16 protein-coding genes and 2 riboswitches are annotated in these 18,812 nt (G+C 74.2%); of the genes, 9 read left to right on the top strand and 7 right to left on the bottom strand.

All coding sequences use genetic code 11. The features are described 5' to 3' along the window. The first annotated feature begins 210 nt into the window (after nucleotides 1-210). Nucleotides 211-480, top strand: a complete 270-nt coding sequence (locus EKD16_RS17830) for a DUF6504 family protein (RefSeq protein ID WP_207391337.1) — start codon at nucleotides 211-213, stop codon at nucleotides 478-480. A gap of 51 nt (nucleotides 481-531) precedes the next feature. Here the strand turns inward: EKD16_RS17830 and EKD16_RS17825 are convergent, their stop codons facing one another. Next, nucleotides 532-1,947 carry an amidase gene (locus EKD16_RS17825; protein WP_131099419.1) on the bottom strand — a complete coding sequence of 472 codons (1,416 nt, stop codon included), beginning with the start codon at nucleotides 1,945-1,947 and terminating at the stop codon, nucleotides 532-534. A 284-nt stretch (nucleotides 1,948-2,231) separates the two neighbouring features. After that, a riboswitch (cobalamin riboswitch) is annotated at nucleotides 2,232-2,360 on the top strand. 56 nt (nucleotides 2,361-2,416) lie between these two features. On the opposite strand from EKD16_RS17825, the gene EKD16_RS17820 reads away from it, so the two are divergent. Beyond that, nucleotides 2,417-4,552: a putative cobaltochelatase gene (locus tag EKD16_RS17820; protein ID WP_131099418.1), complete on the top strand. Its 2,136-nt coding sequence runs from the start codon at nucleotides 2,417-2,419 to the stop codon at nucleotides 4,550-4,552. Nucleotides 4,553-4,638: 86 nt separating this feature from the next. Then, nucleotides 4,639-5,241, top strand: coding sequence for a cob(I)yrinic acid a,c-diamide adenosyltransferase (cobO, locus tag EKD16_RS17815; protein WP_131099417.1), 603 nt, complete (start codon nucleotides 4,639-4,641; stop codon nucleotides 5,239-5,241). A gap of 1,128 nt (nucleotides 5,242-6,369) precedes the next feature. On the opposite strand, the gene EKD16_RS17810 is transcribed toward cobO, so the two are convergent. Both EKD16_RS17810 and EKD16_RS17805 read right to left on the bottom strand, forming a co-directional pair. Next, nucleotides 6,370-6,969, bottom strand: coding sequence for a GNAT family N-acetyltransferase (locus EKD16_RS17810; RefSeq protein WP_394347284.1), 600 nt, complete (start codon nucleotides 6,967-6,969; stop codon nucleotides 6,370-6,372). After that, nucleotides 6,962-8,371: a cobyrinate a,c-diamide synthase gene (locus tag EKD16_RS17805; protein ID WP_207391336.1), complete on the bottom strand. Its 1,410-nt coding sequence runs from the start codon at nucleotides 8,369-8,371 to the stop codon at nucleotides 6,962-6,964. Before EKD16_RS17805 ends, EKD16_RS17810 begins: the two co-directional genes overlap by 8 nt. A 239-nt stretch (nucleotides 8,372-8,610) precedes the next feature. On the opposite strand from EKD16_RS17805, the gene cobI reads away from it, so the two are divergent. From cobI to EKD16_RS17775, 6 genes are all read left to right on the top strand, one after another. Then, a complete protein-coding gene (gene cobI / locus EKD16_RS17800) occupies nucleotides 8,611-9,354 on the top strand; it encodes a precorrin-2 C(20)-methyltransferase (protein ID WP_131099416.1) in 744 nt (247 codons plus the stop codon). Between the two features lie 128 nt (nucleotides 9,355-9,482). Next, the gene (gene cobM / locus EKD16_RS17795) at nucleotides 9,483-10,331 is read left to right on the top strand and encodes a precorrin-4 C(11)-methyltransferase (RefSeq protein ID WP_131099415.1); all 849 of its coding nucleotides are present in this window, start codon (nucleotides 9,483-9,485) and stop codon (nucleotides 10,329-10,331) included. Nucleotides 10,332-10,335: 4 nt separating this feature from the next. Next, the gene (locus EKD16_RS17790; RefSeq protein WP_242677028.1) at nucleotides 10,336-11,547 is read left to right on the top strand and encodes a cobalt-precorrin-5B (C(1))-methyltransferase; all 1,212 of its coding nucleotides are present in this window, start codon (nucleotides 10,336-10,338) and stop codon (nucleotides 11,545-11,547) included. Nucleotides 11,548-11,575: 28 nt separating this feature from the next. Further along, the gene (gene cbiE / locus EKD16_RS17785) at nucleotides 11,576-12,835 is read left to right on the top strand and encodes a precorrin-6y C5,15-methyltransferase (decarboxylating) subunit CbiE (RefSeq protein WP_131099414.1); all 1,260 of its coding nucleotides are present in this window, start codon (nucleotides 11,576-11,578) and stop codon (nucleotides 12,833-12,835) included. Beyond that, complete coding sequence (cobJ, locus tag EKD16_RS17780; protein ID WP_131099413.1) at nucleotides 12,832-14,598, top strand: precorrin-3B C(17)-methyltransferase; 1,767 nt, start codon at nucleotides 12,832-12,834, stop codon at nucleotides 14,596-14,598. The genes cbiE and cobJ overlap by 4 nt, the downstream gene beginning before the upstream one ends. A gap of 111 nt (nucleotides 14,599-14,709) precedes the next feature. After that, complete coding sequence (locus EKD16_RS17775) at nucleotides 14,710-15,441, top strand: DUF1963 domain-containing protein (RefSeq protein ID WP_131099412.1); 732 nt, start codon at nucleotides 14,710-14,712, stop codon at nucleotides 15,439-15,441. 336 nt (nucleotides 15,442-15,777) lie between these two features. On the opposite strand, the gene EKD16_RS17770 is transcribed toward EKD16_RS17775, so the two are convergent. The 4 genes from EKD16_RS17770 to EKD16_RS17755 are packed head-to-tail and all read right to left on the bottom strand — an operon-like array spanning nucleotide 15,778 to nucleotide 18,536. Then, the gene (locus EKD16_RS17770) at nucleotides 15,778-16,662 is read right to left on the bottom strand and encodes an energy-coupling factor ABC transporter ATP-binding protein (protein WP_131099411.1); all 885 of its coding nucleotides are present in this window, start codon (nucleotides 16,660-16,662) and stop codon (nucleotides 15,778-15,780) included. After that, nucleotides 16,659-17,414 (bottom strand): cobalt ECF transporter T component CbiQ, encoded by a 756-nt coding sequence (cbiQ, locus tag EKD16_RS17765; protein WP_131099410.1) that lies wholly within the window; start codon nucleotides 17,412-17,414, stop codon nucleotides 16,659-16,661. Before cbiQ ends, EKD16_RS17770 begins: the two co-directional genes overlap by 4 nt. 9 nt (nucleotides 17,415-17,423) lie before the next feature. Further along, nucleotides 17,424-17,798, bottom strand: a complete 375-nt coding sequence (locus EKD16_RS17760) for an energy-coupling factor ABC transporter substrate-binding protein (RefSeq protein WP_131099409.1) — start codon at nucleotides 17,796-17,798, stop codon at nucleotides 17,424-17,426. 3 nt (nucleotides 17,799-17,801) lie between these two features. Next, nucleotides 17,802-18,536, bottom strand: a complete 735-nt coding sequence (locus EKD16_RS17755; protein WP_131099408.1) for an energy-coupling factor ABC transporter permease — start codon at nucleotides 18,534-18,536, stop codon at nucleotides 17,802-17,804. A 29-nt stretch (nucleotides 18,537-18,565) separates the two neighbouring features. Further along, nucleotides 18,566-18,777, bottom strand: a riboswitch (cobalamin riboswitch). Between the last annotated feature and the right edge of the window lie 35 nt (nucleotides 18,778-18,812).

Raw genomic sequence — 18,812 nt, 5'->3', positions numbered from 1 at the left:
CCCGGAGTGGAGGCATCGGGGCCGATATGCAGGTCTTCGTCGGTTTTGTGGGAGGAGGTTTGCGGTCTTAGACAGTGTGGGCCGCGGCACGGTTCCGAATGGCCGCAAGATCGGCTATGATTAGAACATACGTTCGAATTCGCCGCCTGTCCTTCCCCGCAGGCCGAGGCTTCCCGTTCACGGGGGCCGCGCTTGAGGGGAGTGTCGCCGGTGGGCCACGTCTACGGAGTCCCAGTCGACGTCACCGAGCAGGACGGACGCCCGGTGCGCTTCGTGTGGGAACGACGGGTCTACAACGTCCGCCACATCGTCGACCACTGGGTCACTTTGCGCGCCGACTGGCCTTCGGAAGCCCAGGAGCGGCTCCCGCAGCGTGAACACTGGCGGGTCGAAGCCGGAGGCCGGGGCGCGCGCGGCGTCTACGAGCTCCAGCACGATTCCGCCTCGGACCGGTGGCTGCTGGCGCGCGTGTGGGACTGAGCCGCCGCCCGCGCGCCCGAGTCGGCCGCATCCGGCCGTCGGCCGCTCCGATCACAGGGGCGGCCGGCGCCGACCGTGGCCCGTCGCCTGCTCGAAGGCGCGGCCGATCTCCAGCACCCGGCGGTCGGCCCGGTGCGGCCCCACGATCTGCAGGCCCACCGGAAGGCCGTCCGGGGTGAAGCCGCCCGGCACCGCCAGGGCCGGGCACCCGGTGACGGTGATGTGCGAGCAGGAGCGCATCCAGTCCAGGTAGGTCTGCTGCACGGCGCCGTCGATGTCGGCCGGGTACTCCAGCCCGGCGTCGAAGGGCACGACCTGGCTCACGGGCAGCAGCAGCGCATCGTAGCGCTCGAAGAACTCCCGGACGCGGTGGTAGATCCGGGTCCGCGCCAGTTCGGCGCGCGACACGTCGGAGCCGGTGAGCTTGCGCCCCTCCTCGATGTTCCAGGCCAGACTGGGTTTGAGGCGGTCGCGCGCCGTGTCCAGCAGCGGGCCCAGCGTGGCCTCGAACTGCCAGGCGCGCAGGGTGCGGAACACGTCGTCGGCGGCTGTGAGGTCGGGTGCGTCCTCGGCGACCTCGCAGCCCATCTCCGCGAACACGTCCAGCGCCGGCCGCAGCGCCTCGGCCACGGCCCGTTCGCACGGCGCCGACCCGCCCAGGTCCGGCGACCAGGCCAACCGCAGCCCCCGCGCGCCGTCCTCCAGCGGCGGCGCGAACGCCGAACCGGGCTCGCCCAGGGCGACCGGGCTGCGCGCATCGGGGCCGGCGATGACCGACAGCAGCAGCGCGGCATCGTCGACGTCGCGCGCCATCGGCCCCTGCACCGACAGTTGCTGCCAGCCCAGCGGCGCCGGATGCTGCGGCACCCGTCCCGGCGAAGGCCGCAGACCCACCACGTTGTTGAAAGAAGCCGGATTGCGCAGCGAGCCGCCCATGTCCGAGCCGTCGGCCAGCGGGTGCAGTCCCGCCGCCAGCGCCGCGGCCGCCCCTCCGCTGCTGCCCCCGGCGGAGCGCGCGGTGTCGTAGGGGTTGCGGGTCAGCCCGAAAACCGGGTTGAAGGTGTGCGAGCCGGCGGCGAACTCGGGGGTGTTGGTCTTGCCGATGGTGATCGCCCCGGCCGCACGCATCCGCGCAACCAGCAGTTCGTCGCGGTGGGGCACGTTGTCGGCGAGCAGGGGGGAGCCGAAGGTGGTGTGCACCCCGGCCGTCTCGTGGGTGTCCTTGTGCGCGACGGGCAGCCCGTGCAGCGGCGGCGGCGTGCCACCCGCGGCGAGGTGCTCGTCGGCGGCCCGCGCCTCGTCCATGGCGCGCTCGCCGCACAGCGTCACCACGGCGTTGACGGCCGGGTTCACCGCCTCGATGCGCTCCAGGTGCGCGCCCACCACCTCGCGGGCGGAGACTTCGCGCTCGCGCAGCATCCGCGCGAGCTCACGGGCCGGGCGGCGGGTGATGTCGTCGCTGTCCATCGGCGGCGGTGCCCTCCTGGTTTCGGACGCGCTTCGATGCGCCGGCGGGCGGCTCGGCGGTCCGGTGGTCGACTGCGGCCATCCCATACCGATCCGGGCGGCGGCCGCAAGGGTGATCATCGCCCGATCACCGCACCGGCGCTGGGCGGATTTCGCCGAGCAGGAGTGTGCGCTGTGCCTCGGCCGACGCGGTGCGAGCCGCTCCACGGCGGTGTGAGACTCTTGTGGACGGTGCCGACGCCGCGCGGCGCTTCGGGGACGTCCTCGTCCGCCGCCGCGGCGCGCAGGAACCCGGTGCGAATCCGGGACGGTCCCGCCACTGTGACCAGGGAGCGGACCCGCGGCGAGCGCCACTGCCGGAGTTTTCGGTGGGAAGGCGGCGGGCAAGCGGCGATCTGGAAGCCAGGAGACTGCGCGGCACCGCGCCAGACCCCTATGGGCGTGGACTCCCGAGGAAGGACTGAACCGCGTGAGCGCTCCGGCTCGCTACCCCTTCAGCGCGGTCGTCGGCATGGACGACCTGAAACTGGCGCTGCTGATCAACGCCGTCTCCCCGGCCGTCGGCGGCGTACTGGTCCGCGGGGAGAAAGGGACCGCGAAGTCGACGGTGGTGCGCGCCCTTGCTGCGCTGCTGCCCGACCTCGACGTCGTCCAAGGTTGCCGGTTCGGCTGCGACCCCGCCGAGCCCGACCCCCAGTGCCCCGACGGTCCGCACGCCGCCTCCGCCGTTCCCGACGAGCGCGCGGCTCGGTTGGTCGAGCTGCCCGTGGGCGCCTCCGAGGACCGACTCGTGGGATCGCTGGACATCGAACGGGCGCTGACCGAGGGCGTCAAGGCGTTCGAGCCCGGACTGCTGGCCGAAGCCCACCGCGGCGTCCTCTACGTCGACGAGGTCAACCTGCTGCACGACCACCTCGTCGACCTGCTGCTGGACGCCGCCGCCATGGGCACCTCCCACGTCGAGCGGGAGGGCGTCTCCGTACGCCACGCCGCGCGGTTCCTGCTGGTGGGCACGATGAACCCGGAGGAGGGCGAGCTGCGTCCGCAGCTGCTGGACCGCTTCGGGCTCACCGTGGAGGTCGCCGCCACCCGCGACCCGCAGCTGCGCGCCGACGTGGTGCGCCGCCGCCTGGCCTTCGAGACCGATCCCGAGGGCTTCGCGGCGGGCTACGCCCAACAGGAGGCCGAGCTCGCGGGCAGCATCCTCGCCGCCCGCAAACGCCTTCCCGGTGTCGTGCTGACCGACTCCGCCCTGCGCCAGGTGACCGCCGTGTGCGCGGCCTTCGACGTCGACGGGCTGCGCGCCGACATCGTCACCGCCCGCGCGGCCATGGCGCTGGCGGCCTGGCGCGACCACGGCGAAGTCACCGCCGACGACGTGCGCGACGCCGCCCGCCTGGCGCTGCCCCATCGGCGCAGACGCGACCCCTTCGACGCCCCCGACCTCGATGAGGACCGGCTGGAGGAGGCGCTGGACCAGGCGGGTGATGCGGACCCAAAAGACCAGGGTGAGCCCGCCGACCCCGACGACGATCCGGGCGGGGGAGGCGGAGGCTCCGGTGCCGGGGACCCTCCCGACGGCGGCGGCCGGGCCGAGGGGCCGGGTTCCGAGCCCCCGCAGGAGGGGCCCTCCGATGGCGGCGAGGCTGGCGACGACGCCGACGGCGGCGACGCCGAGAACGCCCCGACGCCAGGCGAGCGGCCCGCGGGATCGGGCCGCCGCCCTGACGAGGACGCCGCGTCCGAGGGAGAGCAGCCGCCGCCGCGGCCGCAAGAACCCGAAGAAGGGCGCCAGGCCGACACCGGTGACACCTACCGTCCGCGCCTGTTCAGCCTGACGGGCGTGGGCCAAGGCGCGCCGGGGCGGCGCTCGCGGGCCGAAACCCCCTACGGGCGCACCTCGGGCGCGCGCGTGCCCCGCGCCGGCGTGCGCGGCCTGCACCTGACCGCGACACTGCGCGCGGCGGCGCCCTACCAGCGCGCCCGCGGCCGCACCGGCCCGGGCCTGCTCGTCCGCTCGGGCGATGTGCGCGAGGTGGTCCGCGAGGGCCGCGAAGGCAACCTGGTGCTGTTCTGCGTCGACGCGAGCGGCTCGATGGCCGCACGCGAGCGGATGCGCGCCGTCAAGGGGGCCGTGCTCAGCCTCCTGCTCGACGCCTACCAGCGCCGCGACAAGGTCGGACTGGTCACCTTCCGCGGTACGGGTGCGCGGGTGGAGCTGCCCCCGACCTCGTCCGTGGAGGCCGGTGCGCGCCGGCTGCGCGAGCTGCGCACCGGCGGGCGCACCCCGCTCGCGGCGGGACTGCTCCGTGCGGCGGAGGTGCTGCGCGTCGAGCGGCTGCGCGATCCCAGCCGCCGTCCGCTGCTCGTGGTCGTCACCGACGGACGCGCCACCCAGGGCGGGCTGCAGGACGCACTGCGGGCCGGCGCGCGGATCGGCGCTCAGGGGGTGCACACCGTGGTCGTCGACTGCGAATCGGGGCCGGTGCGCCTCGGACTGGCGGCGCAGCTGGCCGCCGAGGCGCGCGGAGAGTCGGTGCGCCTGGACGAGCTGGGCGCCGACGCGCTGAGCACACTGGTGCGCAGTTCGCGCAGCGCCGCCTGAGACCCGCGGTGCGCCCCCACCCGCCCCACCCGACCGGCGTCGACCTGATTCGCCGACTGTTCCGAAACCGAGGAGAAGAGACCGATATGCCGCAGGGCAAGCCCGCTTACGTGCCCGACGACGGGCTGACCACCCGCCAGCGCCGCAACCGCCCGCTGCTGATGGTGCACACCGGCCCCGGCAAGGGGAAGTCCACCGCCGCGTTCGGGCTGGCCACCCGCGGCTGGTCGCAGGGCTGGGACATCGGCGTCTTCCAGTTCGTCAAGTCCGCCAAGTGGCGCATCGGCGAGGAGCGGGCGCTGCGCATCCTCGGCGAGTCCGGCGAGGGCGGTCGCGTCAGCTGGAACAAGATGGGCGAGGGCTGGTCCTGGATCCAGCGCGCCGGCACCGAGGAGGACCACGCCGCCGACGCCGCGGAGGGCTGGGCGCAGATCAAGCGCGACCTGGCCGCCGAGACCTACCAGCTGTACGTGCTCGACGAGTTCACCTACCCGATGAAGTGGGGGTGGGTCGACGTGGACGACGTGGTGGAGACGCTCACCGCCCGCGGCGGGCACCAGCACGTCGTCGTCACCGGCCGCGACGCCGACCCCCGCCTACTGGAGGCGGCCGACCTGGTCACCGAGATGACCAAGGTCAAGCACCCGATGGACGCGGGGCAGAAGGGCCAGCGCGGCATCGAGTGGTGATGGGGCGCGGCGGTTCGGGTCTGCTGTGCGGCCTTGTTGGGCCTTGTGGGTCTGCCGGGTGGATGGGTGGTCTTAGGGAAAAGCGTCGCCGAGGACGGCGGGTGGCCGGGCCCGCGCCCATCGGGGCGGGTGCTCGCCGGTGGCGCGCGCGACGAAGGCGGCCCCGGTCTGCTGGGCGGCCTTGTCGGTCTGCCGGGCGACGGGCGGACTTAACTGAAAGGCGGCGGCGACGGTCGCGGATGGCCCAGCCCGCGCCCAACGGGTCGGGTTCGCTGGTGACGGCGGCAGACGGGGGCGGCGACGACGGCAGCGGGGCCGGGCCTGCGGTGGTCGGGGCGGCGGTCACCGGACCCTGGCTGCGGGTGGTCGAGCCCGGGTGCCGCCGCTCGGTTGTCGGCGCGGGCACGACGGACGCGGGGCAGTTGGAGGCGGTCATGTGGCCAGGTCGGGGCCACGAGATGCACGTACGTGCGGCGGTATCCGCCTCGGTGTCGCCCCGAGACACCACCCCCGCACCACTGTTCCGCGATACGAAAAAATGCGGGTCATTATGCTCATTAATGTCCGATTTCTCGGTGGGTTCGCGCCCGTGCCGCGGCGGCGGTGGTGCACGAGGTGCACTGAATGGCGCGAAAAGGCTCCCGAGGTCAACTTTTCGTGCGTCTCGTGGCCGCTGCGCCCGCAGAGGCCGCCCGCAAAACGGGCATAGGGCCCCAAAAGTCCACCTCATCGGGCGGTGGAGTTCCCGGCGGCGACACGCGGGCGCCACGAGCGACGTGTCGTCGCACCCCGGCCCCCCGATCCGGCGCACCTCCGGGCGATGCGAGCGCCCGCAACCGCGCCGCGCCGCGCGGCCTCCGGCCTGCGCGGCCCGGTCGGAACACGGCGGCGGCACCTGCCGACCCGGCGCCCGCTATGTACGACGTGCCGGAGTCGGCCGCGGAGGTTGTGGCGGTCGTGGCCAAATTCCCAACGAACGCGGCTGGAGTTCGTCATACGGCCACGATCGTTCCCCCGCCCTCGTCAGGCGGGCAACCGGCGGGCACCCGAACCGGTGACCGCGGGCTTAGCCCACCGCGGCCGCGGGAGACTCGGTTGTCTCGCGCGCCGCGATCCCCGGAAGCCGCGCTAACCCGCGTCGTCCGCACCCGGCCCCAGGTCCGCCGGGATCAGGCTGTAGACCGCCAGGTCGGTGCGGCCCTCGTGGAGCGGCATCGCGTTGCGTTCGGTGCCCTCGTAGGTGAAGCCCGCCTTCTCGGCCACCCGCCGCGACGCGGTGTTGCCGACGGCCGCCTTCAGCTCCACGCGCTGGAACTCTTGGTCGCACAGGGCCCACCGGGAGATCGCCACGACAGCCTCGGTAGCCAGGCCGCGGCCGCGTGCCCAGGGCGCCAACCAGTAGCCGACCTCGGTCGAAGACGTGCGCCACAGTGTGCGGGTGAGTCCGACCGAGCCGGCGTAGGCGCCGGTGGCGGCCTCCACGGCCGCCCACTGCTGGCCGTCGCCGCCGACCCGGGCCTGCGGCGCCGCCACCAGGCACCAGTTCTCCGCGTCGGCGCGGGTGTAGGCCTGGCCGGGGCGCGGCATCGGCAGCCACCGCTGCACCCCCGGGTCGCCGGCACCGAGGTAGACCGCGTCGACGTCGTCGCGGGTATGCGCGCGCAGCACCAGGCGGTCGGTGCGCAGCACCACCGACGGCATCATCGGCGACTCGGCGACTTCAGCCACGGGACACCCCCTCGGTGTAGGCACGTGCCGCCCCCAGGAAGCGCTCGGCGACCGCGGGGAACCCGGCCCAGTGCACATGCAGGTAAGAAGCGCTGATCGTGGCAGAGGCGAATCCTTCTCCGCCATCCCTTTTCCACTGCCACGCGGGGCGGCTACCCAACCCCGGCTCGACGGCGGTGCGGTGGAACTCGTGGCCGCGCACGCGGGTGCCCGCCCGCGCCAGCAGGGTGTCGGCGACGGCCACCGCCGAGCGGTAACCCAGCGTCAGCGAGCCCGTCATGGCCGCGTCCGCCGGTAGCACGCCGCACATCGGGGCGCCGTCCAGGCTGCGCGACAGGTAGAGCAGTCCGGCGCACTCGGCGGCGACCGGCGCGCCGCTGCCGGCCAGTTCGGCGACCGCGCCGCGCAGCGCCGCGTTGGCCGACAGTTCCGCGGCGTGCATCTCGGGGAAGCCACCGCCGACGATGAGCGCGCCGGTCTGCTCGGGCAGCGACTCCGCGTGCAGCGGGTCGAGGTCGTGCACCTCGGCGCCGCCCGCACGCAGCAGCTCCTCCTGCTCGGTGTAGCCGAAGGTGAACGCGGGCCCGCCGAAGACCGCCACGCGCGGCGGGCGGGCCCCCGGCCGGGGCGGCGCCGCGGCCAGGGCCGCACCGGGCTCCCACGGCTCCGCGGAGAGCGGAGGCGCCGCGCGGGCGACGGCACGCAGCGCGTCCAGGTCGCAGGAGGCGGCGACCAGTTCGCCCAGCTCCCGCACAGCGCCGCGCGCCTGCTCACTCCGCTCGGCGGCCGGGATGAGGCCCAGGTGCCGCGACGGCGTGTGCACCTCTTCGCGGCGGCGCACAACGCCCAGTACCGCGGTCCCGGTGTCCTCCAGCGCGTCGCGCAGCAGCCGCTCGTGGCGGTCGGAGCCCACCCGGTTCAGGATCACCCCGGCCACGCGCACCCGCGGATCGTAGGTGCAGAACCCGTGCACGAGAGCCGCCACGGACCGGGCGCTGCGCGAGGCGTCGACCACCAGCACGACAGGGGCGCCCAGCAGCGCGGCCACGTGCGCGGTGGAGGCCGCGTCGCCGGGTCCGGCGAACCCGGCCGAGTCGGCGGCGCCGTCGAACAGGCCCATCACCCCCTCGACGACGGCGATGTCCGCCCCGGCCGCCCCGTGCAGGAAGAGCGGTTCGATGCGCTCCTCACCGCAGAGCACCGGATCGAGGTTGCGCGGCGGGCGGCCCGTGGCCAGCGCGTGGTAACCGGGATCGATGTAGTCGGGCCCCACCTTGTGGCCGGAGACGCGGTCGCCGCGCGCCGCCAGCGCCGCCATCAGGCCGGTGGCCACGGTGGTCTTCCCGCTGCTCGACGCCGGAGCCGCGATCACCACGCGGGGTATCACGGGCACGCTGCTCATCCTCCTCGCCGTCGGGGACGCCGGCCCGCAAGGCCGCGGCCGGCGAGTGGCCATGCTAGATCGTCGCCCGCACGCCGGAGCGCGCCGCCCCTGCTTGCGGGCCTGGCCGAGGCGGCCCGGCCGCGGGGGCGCCGACACCGCACCGGTACGCTTGCCCGGGCAGCCGCCGCGGCGCAGCGCCGTTCGAAGGCGTCGGCCGGCGGAGTCCGCGGGAACGCAGTCGACGAGGAAGCGGTGGTATGGGCACGGGCCAACGGCTGGTCGGGGTCGGCGTAGGGCCGGGAGACCCCGAGCTGGTGACGGTCAAGGCGGTCCGGCGCATGCGCGAGGCCGACGTCGTGGTCGTGCCCGTGATGGCCGACGACGAGCCGGGGCGGGCCGAGGCGACCGTGCGGGCCCATGTCGACGCCGAGCGCATCGAGCGAGCCGTCTTCGCGCTCAACGACCGCGGCGGCCGCAGCGAGCGCCGCATCCGCGCCTGGGACGAGGCGGCCCGCACCGTCCTGCGCCACTTCGAGGCCGGAGCGGATTCGGTGGCCTTCGCCACGATCGGCGACCCCAACGTCTACTCGACCTTCACCTACCTGGCGCAGACGGTGCGCGAGGCGGCCCCCGATACCGAGGTCGAGACCGTGCCGGGCGTGACGGCGATGCAAGATCTCGCCGCCCGTTCCGGCCGCGTGCTCGCCGAGGGCACCGAGCCGCTGACGCTGCTGCCGGTCACCGGCGGCCTGGGACGGCTGCGGTCCGCGCTGGACTCCGACGCCACCGTCGTCGCCTATAAGTTCGGCCGGTTCGCGTCGCGGGTCGCCGACGCCGTGCACGAATCGGGCCGCGACCCCGACGCCGTCTACGGCGCGCGCCTGGGCCTGGCCGACGAGGAGATCGCGCCGCTGGCGAAACTGGACGGCGCCGCGCTGCCCTACCTGTCCACTCTCATCGCGCCCGCCCGCCGCGAAGGCCCGCGCGGCGGCAAGCTGTGACGACACCGACGGCGCGTCGGCCCGGACGGTTCCGGGACCGCTGCGGGCCTGTGACCACGACCAGGCGGGCGGCAAGGGCGTGCGACGCGCCGCCTCGGCCCGCGAAAACGAGAGGTGAGTGAGCGACCATGTCCGGCGAGGAGCACAGTGGCCACGGCGCCGGGGAGGCGCCGGGCGGCACCGTCGCGTTCGTGGGTGCCGGCCCGGGCGCCGCTGACCTGCTCACCATCCGGGCGGCCCGCGCCATCGCAGCCGCCGACGTGGTGATCTGGGCGGCCAGTCTCGTCCATGAGGACGTACTCGAACACGCCCGCGCCGACGCCGAGATCGTCGACTCGGCCAAGCTGCCGATGGAGGGCGTGCTGCCCTACTACCGCCGGGCCGCCGAAGAGGGGCTGCGCATCGCCCGCATCCACTCCGGCGATCCCGCGCTGTGGGGCGCCATGCAGGAGCAGGTGGAGGTCTGCGCCGAGTTGGGGCTCGGCGTCGAGGTGATCCCGGGCGTCTCCAGCTTCAGCGCGGTCGCCGCCATCGCCCAGCGGGAACTGACCGTGCCGGAGGTCGCCCAGTCGGTGATCCTCACCCGCCTCGGCGGCGGCAAAACGCCCATGCCCGAGGGTGAGGAGGTGCGCGAGTTCGCCCGGCACGGCACCACCATGGCGCTGTTCCTCTCCGCCGCCCGATCGGGGCAGTTGCAGCAGGAGCTGATCGAGGGCGGCTATCCGCCCGAGACGCCGTGCGTGCTCGCTTACCAGGCCACCTGGCCCGAGGAGCTGGTGTTGCACTGCGCGCTGGGAGAGCTGGAGGCCACCGTCAAGCAGCACCGGCTGTGGAAGCACACGCTGGTACTGGTGGGGCCGGCCCTCGGCGCCGGCGGCACCCGTTCGCACCTCTACCACCCCGGCCACTTCCACACTTACCGCCGGGCCGATCGCGAGGCGCGGCGGGCTCTGCGTGAGGCGCGCCGGGGGGCCTAGGACCGTGTCCACGAGTCCGCGCAAGCGCCCGCGCGCCCAGGACGCACCGAACGGTGCGGCGCCGGGCGCCGAGGAGTCGCCTCAGCCGCGTGAGCCCGACCTGCCGCGCACGATGAAGGTCCGGCAGAAGGCCCTGCGCACCGGCTGGACGACCGGAACCTGTGCCTCCGCGGCGGCCAAGGCCGCGGCGGAGGCCCTGGTCACCGGCGAGCCGGTGGAGGTGGTCGAGGTGGCGCTGCCCTCGGGGCGGCGAGTCACCTTCGCCACCGAACGCTGCGGCCTGCTGTCCGCCGACCGGGCCGAGGCGGTGGTGGTCAAGGACGCCGGCGACGATCCCGACGTCACCGACGGAGCCCACGTCACCGCCACGGTTACCCGCCGCGAGGCCCCCGGCCTGGAGCTGGACGGCGGTGTCGGCGTCGGTGTGGTCACCCGGCCGGGCCTCGGCCTGGAACCGGGCGGGCCCGCCATCAACCCGGTGCCGACGCAGATGATCACCCAGGCCGTGGACGAGGCCGCCGGGGTCTCGGACGGTTCCGGGCCGGGGCTGCGCGTGGTGATCAGCGTGCCCGAGGGTGAGCGGATGGCCCGAAAGACCACGAACGCGCGGTTGGGCATCCTCGGCGGGATCTCCATCCTGGGCACGACCGGCGTGGTGCGGCCCTTCTCCACCGCGTCCTGGCGTGCCAGTGTCGAGCAGGCGGTGTCGGTGATGGCCGCCCAGAGCGAGGACACCCTCGTGCTGTGCACCGGCGGACGCACCGAGAAGGGCGCGATGCTGCGCCACCCCGACCTGGCGCAGGTGTGCTTCGTGGAGGTCGGCGACTTCACCGGTGCCGCGCTGCGCCGGGCCGTGGAGTACGGCCTGCGGCGCGTGGTCTTCGTCGGCATGGCCGGCAAGCTCACCAAGCTGGCCTCAGGCGTGCTGATGACCCACTACACCCGTTCCAAGGTCTCCACCGAACTGCTGGGCGCCGTCACCCGCGAGGTCGGCGGGTCCGAGAAGATCGCCGCCGAGGTGGACGGCGCCAACACCGGTCGGCACGCCTACGAGCTGTGGGAGCGGGCCGGTCTGCTGGAGGCGGCCGGAACCGAGCTGTGCCGCCGGGTCGCCGACGTCCTCACCCGATTCGCGCAGGGCGCGGTGGAGGTCGAGGTCGCCATGGTCGACTTCACCGGGCAGACCGTCGTCGCCGCCCACCCCGCTCGCCGATGATGCGGCCGGCACTGGAGGACGCAACCGGATGATCACCGTCATCGGTCTGGACGGCGCTCCGCTGACGGACCGGGCCGCCGCCGCGCTGTCGGCGGCGGTCTGTGTGGCGGGCGCCCGCCGCCACCTCGACGCCGCGGCCGAGCACATCGCCGCCGGCGCCGAGCGTGTGCCCATCGGCGACCTGGCCGCCGCGACCGAGGCGGTCCTGGCGGCGCGCGGGCCGTCCGCCGTGCTTGCTTCGGGCGACCCGGGCTTCTTCGGTGTCCTGCGCAGCCTGCGGGAGCGCGGCGCCGAGGTCGAGGTGGTCCCGGCCGTCTCCTCGGTCGCCACCGCCTTCGCCCGCATCGGCCTGCCCTGGGACGACGCCGTGGTCGTCTCGGCGCACGGCCGCGGCGACTCCGGACGCGGGGTGCGGCGCGCCCTCGCCGCCGCACTGGCCCACCCCAAGGCCGCGATCCTCACCGCGCCCGGAACCGCCGGTCCCGAGGCGTTCCTGCCCGAGCTGCTGCGGGCCGGGCGCGAGGTCCACGTCGCCCAGCGTCTCGGCTCGGCCGAGGAACGCGTCACGCGGGTCGCCGACGCCGGCGCCGGCGCCGTCGCCGCTGAGCGGTCCTGGGCCGCGCCCAACGTCGTAGTGGCCGTGGACCCCGCGCGGGCGATCGCGCCGACGATGGCGTGGCTGCCCGGTCACCAGGGCGCACCGTCGAACTGGGCCCTGGCCGAAGAGCGGTTCGAACACCGGGCGTCGCTGATCACCAAACCCGAGGTGCGTGCCCTGGCGCTCGCCCGGCTCGCGCCGCGGCCCGGCACCGTCGTGTGGGACGTGGGAGCCGGCAGCGGATCGGTGGCCGTTGAGTGCGCCCGCTTCGGCGCCCGCGCCGTCGCCTTCGAACGCAATCCCGAGGACTGCGCACGTATCCGCGCCAACGCCCGCGCCCACGGCACCGAGGTCGAAGTGTGCGAGGGCGACGCCGCCGGCGCCCTGGACGCCGCCGCGGCACGCCTGGCGCCCGACGCCGCCTTCGTCGGCGGGGGAGACGACGCCGTCGCCGCGGCCGTCTGCGCCCACCGGCCCGAGCGGATCGTCGTCGCGCTCGCCTCCCTCGACCGCATCCGCCCGCTGCACGACCTGCTCACCTCAGCCGGCTACACCGTCGGCGGCAGCCAAATGCAGGCGTCCCGGTTGGCGGACCTGCCCAACGGCTCGCTGCGGCTGGCCGCGGCGAACCCGGTGACCCTGCTGTGGGGCGCCGACCCGACACCGTCCCGACCGGAAAGGCACAGATGACCGACGACGGCACCATCGGCGTCATCGCCGCGACCGAGCGCGGCCGCACAGCGGCCCGGCTCCTGGCCCGGGCCTGGCCCGAACGGGTCCGCACGTTCACCGAGGAGCGGGCCGGCGAGGCGCTGCGCGGCGCGTTCGCCGAATGCGGCGCCGTCGTGGCGTTCCTGGCCGTCGGAGCGACCGTGCGGGCGCTGGCGCCCGTGCTCGGCGACAAGCACACCGACCCTCCGGTGGTCTGCGTCGACGAGGCGTCGCAGCACGCCGTCGCCGTGCTCGGCGGCCACCACGGCGGCAACCGCCTCGCCGGCGAGGTCGCGGCCGTGCTCGGCGCCCGCCCGGTCGTCACCACCGCCACCGACGCCGCCCGGACCACCCCACTGGACTCCTACGGCGCCGACCTCGGCTTCACCATCGCCGACACCTCCGGGCTGGCGTCCGTCGGCGCGGCGCTGCTCTCCGGCGAGCCGGTCCGCGTGGAAAGCGACCACATGTGGCCGCTGCCCCCGCTGCCGCCCGGCGCCTCGGCCCAGACCCCGCCGGAGACGGCGGCGGCGCTGATCCGCGTCACCGACCGCGCCGCACCCCCGGAGTCGGGCCTGCCCGCCGTGACCTACCGGCCGCCCTCGCTCGTGGTCGGGGTCGGCTCGGCGCGTGGCGCCGCGGCCGAGGAGATCGGCGCCCTCGTCGACCGCACCCTGGCCGAGGCGGGCCTGGACTCGGAGTCGGTGCGCGCGCTGGCCACCGTCGACGTCAAGGCCGACGAGGAGGGCATCCTGCGCGCGGCCCGCGAACGCGGCTGGGACGTCACGGTGTATCCCGCCTCCGAGTTGGCCGGGGTGAGCGTCCCCAACCCCAGTGAGGTGGTGCGCGCCGAGATCGGCACGCCCAGCGTCGCCGAGGCCGCCGCACTGCGCGCCGCCGCCGACGCCGGAAGCGGCGCCGAACTGGTGGCCGCCAAGAACAAGTCGGCCGAGGCGACCGCGGCCGTGGCCCGGCTGCGCCCGCGCGGCCGCCTCGCCCTCGTCGGCCTGGGCCCCGGCGCCCGGGACCTGGCGGCGCCGCGCGCGCTCGCCGAACTGCACCGCGCTTCCGTGGTCGTGGGCCTGGACCAGTACCTGGACCAGGTGCACGACCTGCTGCGCCCGGGCACGCGGGTCATCGCGAGCGGCCTCGGCCAGGAGGAGGAGCGGGCCCGCACCGCCGTGGCCGAGGCGCGAGCCGGCGCGGCGGTCGCGCTGATCGGCTCCGGCGACGCCGGGGTCTATGCCATGGCCAGCCCGGCGCTGGACTTCGCCGGGGCCGATATCGACGTGGTGGGCGTGCCGGGCATCACCGCCGCCGTGGCCGCCGCGCACCTGCTCGGCGCGCCGCTGGGCCACGACCACGCCTACATCTCGCTGTCGGACCTGCACACCCCGTGGGAGGCGATCGAGCGCCGCCTGCGCGCGGCCGCCGAGGGCGACTTCACCGTGTGCCTGTACAACCCGCGCAGCCGCAGGCGCGACTGGCAACTACCCGCCGCGCTGCGCATCCTCGCCGAGCACCGCCCGCCCGACATCCCCGTGGGCTATGTCCGCAACGCCGCCCGCGACGACGAGCGCGCCGTGGTGACGACTCTGCAGGACATGCTCTCCGGCGGTGCGGAAGACGTCGACATGTACACCGTAGTCCTCGTCGGCAGTTCGGCCAGCCGCACCGTGGCCGGGAGGTTCGTCACCCCGCGCGGCTACGCCTGGAGCACTGCCGCGGAGACCGTGCCGTAGCCCCGGACCTGGCGGTCCCGACCCGCCACTCAGGAGACGGGACCCGCCGGTGCCCTCATCCCGCCGATCGCCGCGGCCGAGATTGTCGGGGAGTTCGGCTAAGTTGCGGCCATGTCCGACATCACCGAGAAAAAAGACCGTCTGCGCGCCGAAGCGCTGAAGAACGGAATCCCGTCCCCCGAAGTCGAGCGGTGGCTGCAACTCATCCGGCCCTTCGCTGCCCTCACGGGAGGGGACGGCCCCGTGGCGGCCCGCTACGGCGGCCACCCGATCGTTCCGGTCTCCGGACCGCGACCGGAGATGTGGCAGTACTTCGTCGCCTCCATCGACTGCGCGGCCGTGCCGGGCGAGGTGACAGACCTACCCCTGCCGTCCGACGGCCGACTGCTGTTCTTCGCGGACCCCGACATCTGCAATATGCCGTCGGGTGAGGTGGTGTACGTGCCCGCAGGGACCGCTGTCGCGGAGCGGTCGGCCGAGGACTACGACGACGACTGGCCCCTCCCATGCATAGACCTGCGCCTGAAGAGGGGGTTCAGCCTGCCCGACGGCGACCTTGCCGACATCGGCTTCCCGCACAGCGAACTGCTGGATGAGCTGTGGTGCGATATCGACGAAGGGGCCGAAGGGATATTCGAACTGGGCGGCTACCCCAGGATCTGGAACAACGACCCTGTCGAGAGGGAACCCGCGGAGGAGGACTGGGTGCTATTGGCCGAGTGGAGCACCGCGGACGATGTGAAAAGCCTTGACCTGGGCATCGTCTACTGGACGATCCGGCGCGCCGACCTGGCCGAACACAGGTTCGACCGGGTGCGGGTGGAAGTGGACATGGTGGGGTGAGCGACAGGTCCGTCTTCGCCGTGTTCAAGAACGTCGGTCTGCTGTGCGGTCTTGTCGGTCTGCCGGGTGGGGGTGGTCGGAAGGGAAAGGCGGCGGCGAGGACGGCAGCGGGACCGGCCCTGCGGTCACCGCACCCCGGGGCCCGCCGGTGACGGCGGCCAACGGGGGCGGCGGGCACCGGTCCTGCTAGCGGGCGGCGCGTCGGCGCCGACCGGCGCTCCTATGGCCAGTATGCCGGTTCACCCGGCGTCTATCGTGCTCATATGGCCACGGAACGCGTTTTCCGGCGACCATAAGTTCACGATAGACGGGAGAAGCCGCGCCGACAGGGCTTAATTAAGCGGCGTCGTCGGCGCCGCCGCCCTCCAGCAGCCGGGCCGCCTCCTCGGGTGTGGCGGGGTCCGGGGCGTCGGCGGCCAGTACCCCGGCCGCCCGCAGCGCCCGCCCGGCCGCGGGCGCCCAGGCCGGGCGCAGCCGGGCCGCCGAGAGCAGGGCCGGATCGCCGAGTACGTCGCGGGCCCGCCCGGCGGCCAGCACGCCGCGGTTCAGCAGCAGCACGCTGTCGGCCCAGCGGTAGGCGAGGTCGACGTCGTGGGTGGAGACCACCAGGGTGGTCCCCGCCGCGCGCAGCCCCTCCAGCGTCTCCAGCAGCGACTCCACCCCCTCGGGATCGAGTCCGGCGGTGGGTTCGTCCAGCACCAGTACCGACGGCCGCATCGCCAGCGCCCCCGCCAGCACCACGCGTTTGCGCTGGCCGTAGGAGAGCAGGTGGGTGGGCTGCTCGGCCAGCCCGGTGATGTCCAGCGCGTCCAGCGCCCACTCCACGCGTTCGCGGGCCGCCTGCTTGTCCAGCCCCAGGTTGAGCGGGCCGAAGGAGACGTCCTGGGTGACGCTGGCCGAGAACAGTTGGTCGTCGGGGTCTTGGAAGACCAGTTGGACCCGGCGCCGCAGCTCGGTCAGCTCCCGGCGGCCCCGCCGCACCCGCTCGCCGCCGAGGCGGACCTCGCCGGCCGAGGGCGTGAGGCTGCCGGAAAGCAGGCGCAGCAGAGTCGTCTTGCCGCCCCCGTTGGGGCCGAGCACACCCACGACGTCGCCCGCGGCGATCTCCACGTCCAGCGCGGTGAAGACCGGTGCGGAGTCGGGGTAGTGGAACGAGAGCCCGCGCCCGGCCAGTACGGCGGGCGGGGCGGCGGTGGTTTCACCGCTGCGGGCAGTGGTCACGGGCCGGCTCCAAGGAACGTGTAGCCCAGCGTAGCGGCGGCGACCAGCAGCGGCGGCGCGGCGGCGGCCGCCACCGCGGCGGGGCGCAGATTCAGGTCGTCGATCAGGACGGTCAGTTCGCCGGTGTAGCCGCGGCACTCCAGGCCGCGCTGCATCCGCTGCGCCCGATCATAGGAGCGCACGAACAGCGCGGCCCCCAGCGAGCCCACCGAGCGGATCCAGGCGCGCCGGTCGACATAGCCCAGCCGCCCGGCCTGCCCGGTCTGGATGCGACGGGCGCTGTCCAGGGTGACGAACAGCATCCGGTAGATGAGCGCGACCACCTCCACCAGGGCGCTGGGCAGGCCGATGCGCGTCAGCCGCGGCAGCAGGTCGGCCAGCGGGGTGGTGAAGGCGAACAGCAGTTGGCAGCAGACGGCCGCCGCGGCCCGGCCGGTCACCTCGGCCGCCTGGGCCGGGCCGGCTGGGTCGAACGCGACGGCGCCGTGCGGACCGCCGACCGTCACCAGCAGGGCCAGTGACCCGGTGAAGATGAACAGCAGCGGCACCCACGCCGCACGCGCGAAGGCGCGCGGCGATACGCGCGCCGGTCCGAATGCCGCCGCCAGGGCGACCACCGCGACCAGGGGCGCCGCGGGCCACGTGGGCAGCGCCAGCGCGCATACCAGCAGACCGCCGAAGAAGACCCCCTTGGCGGCGGGATGCACCCGCCGCCAAGGGCTGCGATAGGCGGCGGCGTCGATCGCGAGCATGCGGCGCCGCTACTGCGCGGAGGAGTCGGGCTCCGCCGTCGCGCTGCCGATGGAGGCGGAGCCTTCGGAGCCGTCGCCACCCGCACCGGCCTTGGCCAGCTTGTTGCGGGTGCGCACGACGCCGAAGTAATAGCCGATGATGCCCGCGCCGATCGCGGCCTGCAGCGCGAAGATGCCGGACTCGATCTCGCCGGAAGGCGGCTCGTAGAAGGGCGTGAACCACGGCTCGTAACCCTGGTCGATCTCGGTCACGGCCGCCTTGCCCTGGGTGTCCGCACCGGCGAAGGGCTCCTGCAGGTGGCTGCCGGAACCGATGAGCAGGGGCAGCACGGCGATCAGCGCGGCCGCGGCGATGAGCAGCCAGGTCGTCGGAGTCTTCGGCATCTGTCAGCCCGCCTTCTCTTCGGTCGCTTCGGTGGAGAGCGCCGTGCCCGCCGCGGCAGAACGCCGCAGCACGCCCAGCCGCCGCAGCTGATCGGGGCTGACCCGACTCAGCAGCCGCACGATCACCACGGTGACCAGTCCCTCGATGATCGCGAGCGGGATCTGGGTCAGGGAGAAGATCCCGGCGAAGGTGGCGAAGGAGCCGAGGAAGCCCGACGCCGGGTCGGGAAAGGCCAGCGCGAGCTGCACGCTGGTCACCGTGTAGGTGGCCAGGCTGCCCAGGGACGCGGCGAAGAACACCGCCAGACCGAGCGAGGTCTGCTCACCCAGCGAGCCGGTGAGGGAGCGGATCGTTCTGTACACGCCGTAGGCCACCCACGGCCCCACCACCGCCATGGAGAACACGTTGGCGCCGAGTGTGGTCAGCCCGCCGTGTGCCAACAGCAGGGCTTGGAACAGCAGCGTGATCGTGCCCAGTGCCGCCATGACGGGGGGACGGAACAGTACCGCGCCCAGCCCGGTCCCGGTCGGGTGCGAGCAGCTGCCGGTGACCGAAGGGATCTTCAGGGCCGAAAGCACGAACGAGAACGCCCCCGCCGCGCCGAGCAGCAGTTTGGCGTCGGGGTCGGCACGCACCGCCTGCGTCAGCGAGCGGACACCGTGCGCGACGAAGGGGGTCGCGGCGGCGGTCCAGGCGGCGGCGTGCTGCCATGGCAGAAAGCCTTCAGCGATATGCATGTGGGGGACCCAACTTCCAGCACCTCGTGGACGGTCGTCGCGCCGTGGCCGGTCTCCTGGCTGACGGGTCGGCGCCCTTCGTCGGCCTTCCCAGGGTGCAGCGTCGCTGATGCTCCCCAGTGACCTTCGCCGACCACAGCCCGCGGGCGGTGATCGAGACGTCGGGCTTCCCGCTCACAGTGGCGAGGGCCGCGCCGGTTTCGAACCGGACTTCCCGGACACCACGGCGTAATGAACGTACGGCCAAAGCGGCGGGTTCGCAATACGGGGCACCGC

This window comes from Streptomonospora litoralis, assembly GCF_004323735.1.
GTDB lineage: Bacteria > Actinomycetota > Actinomycetes > Streptosporangiales > Streptosporangiaceae > Streptomonospora > Streptomonospora litoralis.
Note: the sequence above shows the minus strand (reverse complement) of the source record. Positions and strands in the feature narration are given on the sequence as shown.

What these genes read in the sequence shown, in the direction of transcription:
- cobI (WP_131099416.1), top strand. Translation starts at nt 8,611, where the DNA reads ATGGGCACGGGCCAACGGCTGGTCGGGGTCGGCGTAGGGCCGGGAGAC.
- cobJ (WP_131099413.1), top strand. Translation starts at nt 12,832, where the DNA reads ATGACCGACGACGGCACCATCGGCGTCATCGCCGCGACCGAGCGCGGC.
- cobO (WP_131099417.1), top strand. Translation starts at nt 4,639, where the DNA reads ATGCCGCAGGGCAAGCCCGCTTACGTGCCCGACGACGGGCTGACCACC.
- cbiE (WP_131099414.1), top strand. Translation starts at nt 11,576, where the DNA reads ATGATCACCGTCATCGGTCTGGACGGCGCTCCGCTGACGGACCGGGCC.
- EKD16_RS17775 (WP_131099412.1), top strand. Translation starts at nt 14,710, where the DNA reads ATGTCCGACATCACCGAGAAAAAAGACCGTCTGCGCGCCGAAGCGCTG.
- cbiQ (WP_131099410.1), bottom strand. Translation starts at nt 17,414, where the DNA reads ATGCTCGCGATCGACGCCGCCGCCTATCGCAGCCCTTGGCGGCGGGTG.
- cobM (WP_131099415.1), top strand. Translation starts at nt 9,483, where the DNA reads ATGTCCGGCGAGGAGCACAGTGGCCACGGCGCCGGGGAGGCGCCGGGC.
- EKD16_RS17825 (WP_131099419.1), bottom strand. Translation starts at nt 1,947, where the DNA reads ATGGACAGCGACGACATCACCCGCCGCCCGGCCCGTGAGCTCGCGCGG.
- EKD16_RS17760 (WP_131099409.1), bottom strand. Translation starts at nt 17,798, where the DNA reads ATGCCGAAGACTCCGACGACCTGGCTGCTCATCGCCGCGGCCGCGCTG.
- EKD16_RS17755 (WP_131099408.1), bottom strand. Translation starts at nt 18,536, where the DNA reads ATGCATATCGCTGAAGGCTTTCTGCCATGGCAGCACGCCGCCGCCTGG.
- EKD16_RS17805 (WP_207391336.1), bottom strand. Translation starts at nt 8,371, where the DNA reads ATGAGCAGCGTGCCCGTGATACCCCGCGTGGTGATCGCGGCTCCGGCG.